At 69.8% G+C, this 5058-nt stretch carries 4 protein-coding genes; 2 read left to right on the forward strand and 2 right to left on the reverse strand.

Annotated elements, in window-relative coordinates:
• Nucleotides 1-748: 748 nt before the first annotated feature.
• Nucleotides 749-3385: a pyruvate, phosphate dikinase gene (gene ppdK, locus E1286_RS45850; protein ID WP_132623490.1), complete on the forward strand. Its 2637-nt coding sequence runs from the start codon at nucleotides 749-751 to the stop codon at nucleotides 3383-3385.
• 269 nt (nucleotides 3386-3654) lie between these two features.
• On the opposite strand, the gene E1286_RS45855 is transcribed toward ppdK, so the two are convergent.
• Both E1286_RS45855 and E1286_RS45860 read right to left on the reverse strand, forming a co-directional pair.
• Nucleotides 3655-3891, reverse strand: coding sequence for a hypothetical protein (locus E1286_RS45855; protein WP_132623492.1), 237 nt, complete (start codon nucleotides 3889-3891; stop codon nucleotides 3655-3657).
• 129 nt (nucleotides 3892-4020) lie between these two features.
• Nucleotides 4021-4557, reverse strand: a complete 537-nt coding sequence (locus E1286_RS45860; RefSeq protein WP_132623494.1) for a GNAT family N-acetyltransferase — start codon at nucleotides 4555-4557, stop codon at nucleotides 4021-4023.
• Nucleotides 4558-4799: 242 nt separating this feature from the next.
• Here E1286_RS45860 and E1286_RS45865 point away from each other — a divergent pair.
• Nucleotides 4800-5058: hypothetical protein (locus tag E1286_RS45865; RefSeq protein WP_187368330.1), on the forward strand; the 259-nt coding region annotated here is incomplete at its 3' end.

Genomic DNA, 5058 nt, shown 5'->3' on the forward strand with positions numbered 1-5058 from the left:
CCCCCTGACCACAACCCCCTCATCCCACCGGCCGCGTAATCCCCACGGTTTCGCCTGGCGCGACCTCGCCTTCCCCGGCCATGTGCCATCCCCCTTCCTGCGAGGGGCGGAACGTCCGCCTCATGAAAGGGCGCTCTCCTACGGTGGACGTCCGTCGGGTGCCCCTTCGCGAGGTGAGGAGGGGCCTGGCGAGGGCCGCCACGACCCCATGGGCCTCCAGCCATGACCCAGCGGTCGGCCACGAGCCCGCTGACCTCAGCCATCCCGGCGGCCTCCCAGTGATGGAAGCGCCTGTGGCTCTGGACGCCGCGTGAGGCGCGTCGGCCGCGCGATACGCCAGCAGTTCCGACCCCTGGCCGTCCCCTGACGTGCGCTTCCGTGCGGCGGGAAGGTGGATGGCACCCGTGTGCGCCGGTCAGGGGTGTGCCGGGGAAGCCGTTTTGAGCTGGGGCGGAGAGGCTGCGGTGGGGGTCGAAGGGCCGCCGTTTCAGGTGGTCCACACGGGACCGGAGTAACCCGTTGGGGCTGCGGTGGTGGTGTGATCTGTTTCTCATTCTCGCTCCCGTGCGTTTATCGAAATTGGTTTAAACCAATTGGTCTAATCCAATTTCCGCTGCCGGGTCCTATAATTGGATTAGACCTGTCATGCCGCCTTCACCAGGCATAACGTGCAATTAACCGAGGGGTGCAGTTTCGTCGCCAATTTCACCGGTAGAGTCCGGGACAGAGGCGTTGGATTGGAGCTGTGGTGGCCAAGTACGTTTACGACTTCACCGAGGGCAACAGGAATCTCAAGGATCTTCTCGGCGGTAAGGGCGCGAACCTCGCCGAAATGACGAACCTAGGGCTGCCCGTTCCCCCCGGCTTCACGATCACCACTGAGGCGTGCCGCCACTATCTGGCGGAGGGCTCCGTGCCGGACGGTCTCGACCAGGAGGTCGCCGAGCACCTCGCGGCGCTGGAAGCGCAGATGGGCAGGAAGCTCGGCCAGGCGGACGACCCGCTGCTGGTGAGCGTACGCTCGGGGGCCAAGTTCTCCATGCCGGGCATGATGGAGACGGTCCTCAACATCGGTCTCAATGACGAATCCGTCCACGGCCTGGCCAAGCAGGCCGGCGGCAACGAGCGCTTCGCGTGGGACTCCTACCGCAGGCTCATCCAGATGTTCGGCAGGACCGTGCTGGACATCGACGGCGACCTGTTCGAGCGCGCGCTCGACACCCTCAAGGGCAAGCGCCAGGACACCGACCTGGACGCGGGCGAGCTGCAGCAGCTGGTGAAGACGTACAAGGGCATCGTGCGCGAGCAGACCGGACAGGACTTCCCCACCGACCCGCGCGAGCAGATGCGCCTGGCCGTCATGGCCGTCTTCGACTCCTGGAACGCCCCGCGCGCCATCCTCTACCGCCGCCAGGAACGCATCCCCACCGACCTCGGCACCGCCGTGAACATCATGGCCATGGTCTTCGGCAACTACGGCGACGACTCCGGCACCGGCGTCGCCTTCACCCGCGACCCCGGCTCGGGCCGCCAGGGCATCTACGGCGACTACCTGCAGAACGCCCAGGGCGAGGACGTGGTGGCCGGCATCCGCAACACGATCCCCCTCGAAGAGCTGGAGCGCATCGACAAGCACTCCTACGACGAGCTGCTCGGGATCATGGAGACCCTGGAGAACCACTACCGGGACCTGTGCGACATCGAGTTCACCATCGAGCGCGGCAAGCTGTGGATGTTGCAGACCCGGGTGGGCAAGCGCACGGCGGCGGCCGCGTTCTGCATCGCCACCCAGCTCGTCGACCAGGGCCTCATCACGATGGACGAGGCCGTCACCCGGGTCACCGGCGACCAGCTGGCCCAGCTCATGTTCCCCCGCTTCGACGGCGGCGCCGACAAGAAGAAGATCGCCAAGGGCATGAACGCCTCCCCGGGCGCCGCCGTCGGCAAGGCCGTCTTCTCCTCCGAGCGCGCCATCGAGCTGGCCGAGCAGGGCGAGCACGTCATCCTCGTCCGCCGCGAGACCAACCCCGACGACTTGTCCGGCATGATCGCCGCCCGCGGCATCCTCACCAGCCGCGGCGGCAAGACCTCACACGCCGCCGTGGTGGCCCGCGGCATGGGCAAGACGTGCGTGTGCGGCGCCGAGGAGCTGGAGGTGCACACCGCCGAGAAGCGGTTCGTCGCGCCCGGCGACGTGGTGGTCTCCGAGGGCGACGTCATCTCCATCGACGGCACGACGGGCGAGGTCTTCCTCGGCGAGGTGCCGGTGGTCGACTCGGCCGTGGTCGAGTACTTCGAGGGCTCGGAGCCGGCCGACGACCTGGTCCAGGCCGTGGACCGGATCATGCGCCACGCGGACGCGGCCCGCCGCCTGGGCGTGCGCGCCAACGCCGACACCCCCGAGGACGCGGCCCGGGCCCGCCGCTTCGGCGCGCAGGGCATCGGTCTGTGCCGTACGGAGCACATGTTCCTGGGCGAGCGCCGGCAGCTCGTGGAGGACCTGGTGCTGGCCTCGACCGACGAGGAACGCCAGACCGCCCTGGACGCGCTGGAGCCACTCCAGAAATCCGATTTCATCGGGATATTTCAGGCGATGGAGGGCGCTCCGGTCACCATCCGCCTCATCGACCCGCCCCTGCACGAGTTCCTGCCCGACATCGTGGACCTGTCCGTCAAGATCGCCACGTCGCAGGACGTCACCGAGAAGGATCATCGGCTGCTGGCCGCCGTCAAGCGGCTGCACGAGCAGAACCCGATGCTCGGCCTGCGCGGCGTGCGGCTCGGGCTGATGATCCCCGGTCTGTTCGCGATGCAGGTCAGGGCCATCGCCCAGGCCGCCGCGGAGGTGCCGGGGGCGCGGCCGGAGATCATGATCCCGCTCGTGGCGTCCGTACAGGAGCTGGAGGCGGTACGCGAGGAGGCCGTCAAGATCCTCGCGGAGGCCGGCGTGGAGGCGCTGATCGGCACCATGATCGAGGTGCCGCGCGCCGCCCTCACGGCGGGACAGATCGCGGAGGCGGCGGAGTTCTTCTCCTTCGGCACCAACGACCTGACCCAGATGGCGTGGGGCTTCTCCCGCGACGACGTGGAGGCCTCGTTCTTCTCCCGTTACCTCGACCTCGGCATCTTCGGCGTCTCGCCGTTCGAGACGCTTGACCGCGAGGGTGTGGGGCGGCTCGTGGAGATCGCCGTGGAGGAGGGCCGGGCTGCCCGGCCCGACCTGCACCTCGGCATCTGCGGCGAGCACGGCGGCGACCCCGACTCCGTGCACTTCTGCCACGAGGTGGGCCTCGACTACGTCTCCTGCTCACCGTTCCGGATCCCGGTGGCCCGCCTGGAGGCCGGCCGGGCCGCGCTCTCTCAGAGCGAGTCCGACACGCGCTGAGCTCCGCGCAGGAGAGGGCCGCCCGGCGGTCCCTGCTGCCCGGCGTGAAGGCACGGCGTGAAGGCACGGCGTGAAGGCACGGCGTGAAGGCACGGCGTGAAGGACGGCGTGAAGGCACGGCGCGCGGGCACGGCGTCCGGCAGACGGGCGCGCGCGGCCTGGGCGGCGCTACGCGCCCACGAGGCCGAGGGGATGCCCGCCGCCCATCACGGGCAGGCCGGTCATGCCTCAGGGTCTCCGTGCCGCCCAGTGCCGCGGGAGAGGGGACGTCAGAGGGTGAGGCAGCCCACGAGCGGCACCTCCGGCGGGACGACGACGGCGCCCGCGGGGTCGGCGACCGTGCCGGTGGTGCAGTTGGCCATGAGGATGGGGTCCGTCTTCTGGAGCGACTCGAGGACCGCGATCTTCGAGGGATCGACGACGGCGTGGGCCGCCTGAGCCGGCAGGGCCAGGCCTGCGGCGGCGATCAGCACGGCGGCGGCGAGATTACGGGGGGACGTACGCACGGGAACCTCCTTGGGCGTGAACAACCAGTCTTCGCTACAAACCGTAGTCACGCGACAACGCTTTGTACATGGCGGATTCATTAGAACCTGCTCACGCTCGGTTGACTCACCGAAAGGCGGGGCGGCGGCTCAGGAGGGCTCGTCGTGCCAGTCGGGAAGCGTGGTGGAGCCGCAGGCCCAGTCGCGCCGGAGGATCGCGTAGCCGACCGCGTCGTGACAGGTGCCGTCGGGCGCGGGCCACGACTCGCGGTAGTGCGCCTCCTTGGCGTAGCCGTTCTTGCGGAACGCCGCCCGCATCGCCCGGTTGTCGGCCCGCGTCGTGCCCTCGATGCGCGTGACGCCGGGGAGCTCGGTGAACAGATGGCCGGTGAGCCAGGAGAGCGCCGCCGTGCCGAGGCCGCGCCCGCGCCACGCACGGCGTACGCGCAGGTCGAACATCGGAGTGTCGTCGCCGAGGTCGTACAGCCGCACCAGGCCGGCGCGCTCGCCGTCGGCCAGCACCCAGAACGTCCTGGTCTCCGCGTCGTCGTAGAAACCCTCGGCCACCCGGCGCCTGATCGCGCCCGCCTCCTGGACCCCCGCGTGGAACGGCCACTCCTCGCCGGTCAGGAACCCGACCAGGTCCTCGACGTCGGCGGGGGAGAATCTGAGGTACTCGATCTGCACCACGCGATCGTCCCGGCCGTCCGGGCGTGGCGTCAAACGATTATGCGGCCGGGGATCTCCCTTGTCTCGACACTGAGAGTCACATCATTGACACGCTCTGTCATCACTTTGCGCTAACGTCACTCACCGCGGGGAAGTCGCTCCCGGCCCGTTCCCCTTTCGTCACGGGCGGGTCCGTCATCCCACGGATGCCTACAACAGCGCCCTGCCCTGGAGGCCGGGCGCACAAGCAAGGAGCCCCCATGCTCAAAAGAGCCGTCCTGGTCGTCGGGATCGCAGCATCCCTCGGGTGGGGTGCCATCGCCGCGCACGCGGCGCTGGTCGTCCCCGCGCCTCCCCCCGGAGCGGTCGCCGTCGCGCCGCTGCCCGTGGCCCCGGGCCTGGCCGCCGCCGCCCCGGCGCCGGCCTTCAACGCCGTGGCCCCCGCGCAGGCGTTCAACGCCGTCGCTCCCGCGCCGCAGCCCGGCGCCGTCGCCCTGGCCCCCCGGCCCGGCGCCGGGC

Source organism: Nonomuraea terrae, from assembly GCF_004348995.1.
Lineage (GTDB): Bacteria > Actinomycetota > Actinomycetes > Streptosporangiales > Streptosporangiaceae > Nonomuraea > Nonomuraea terrae.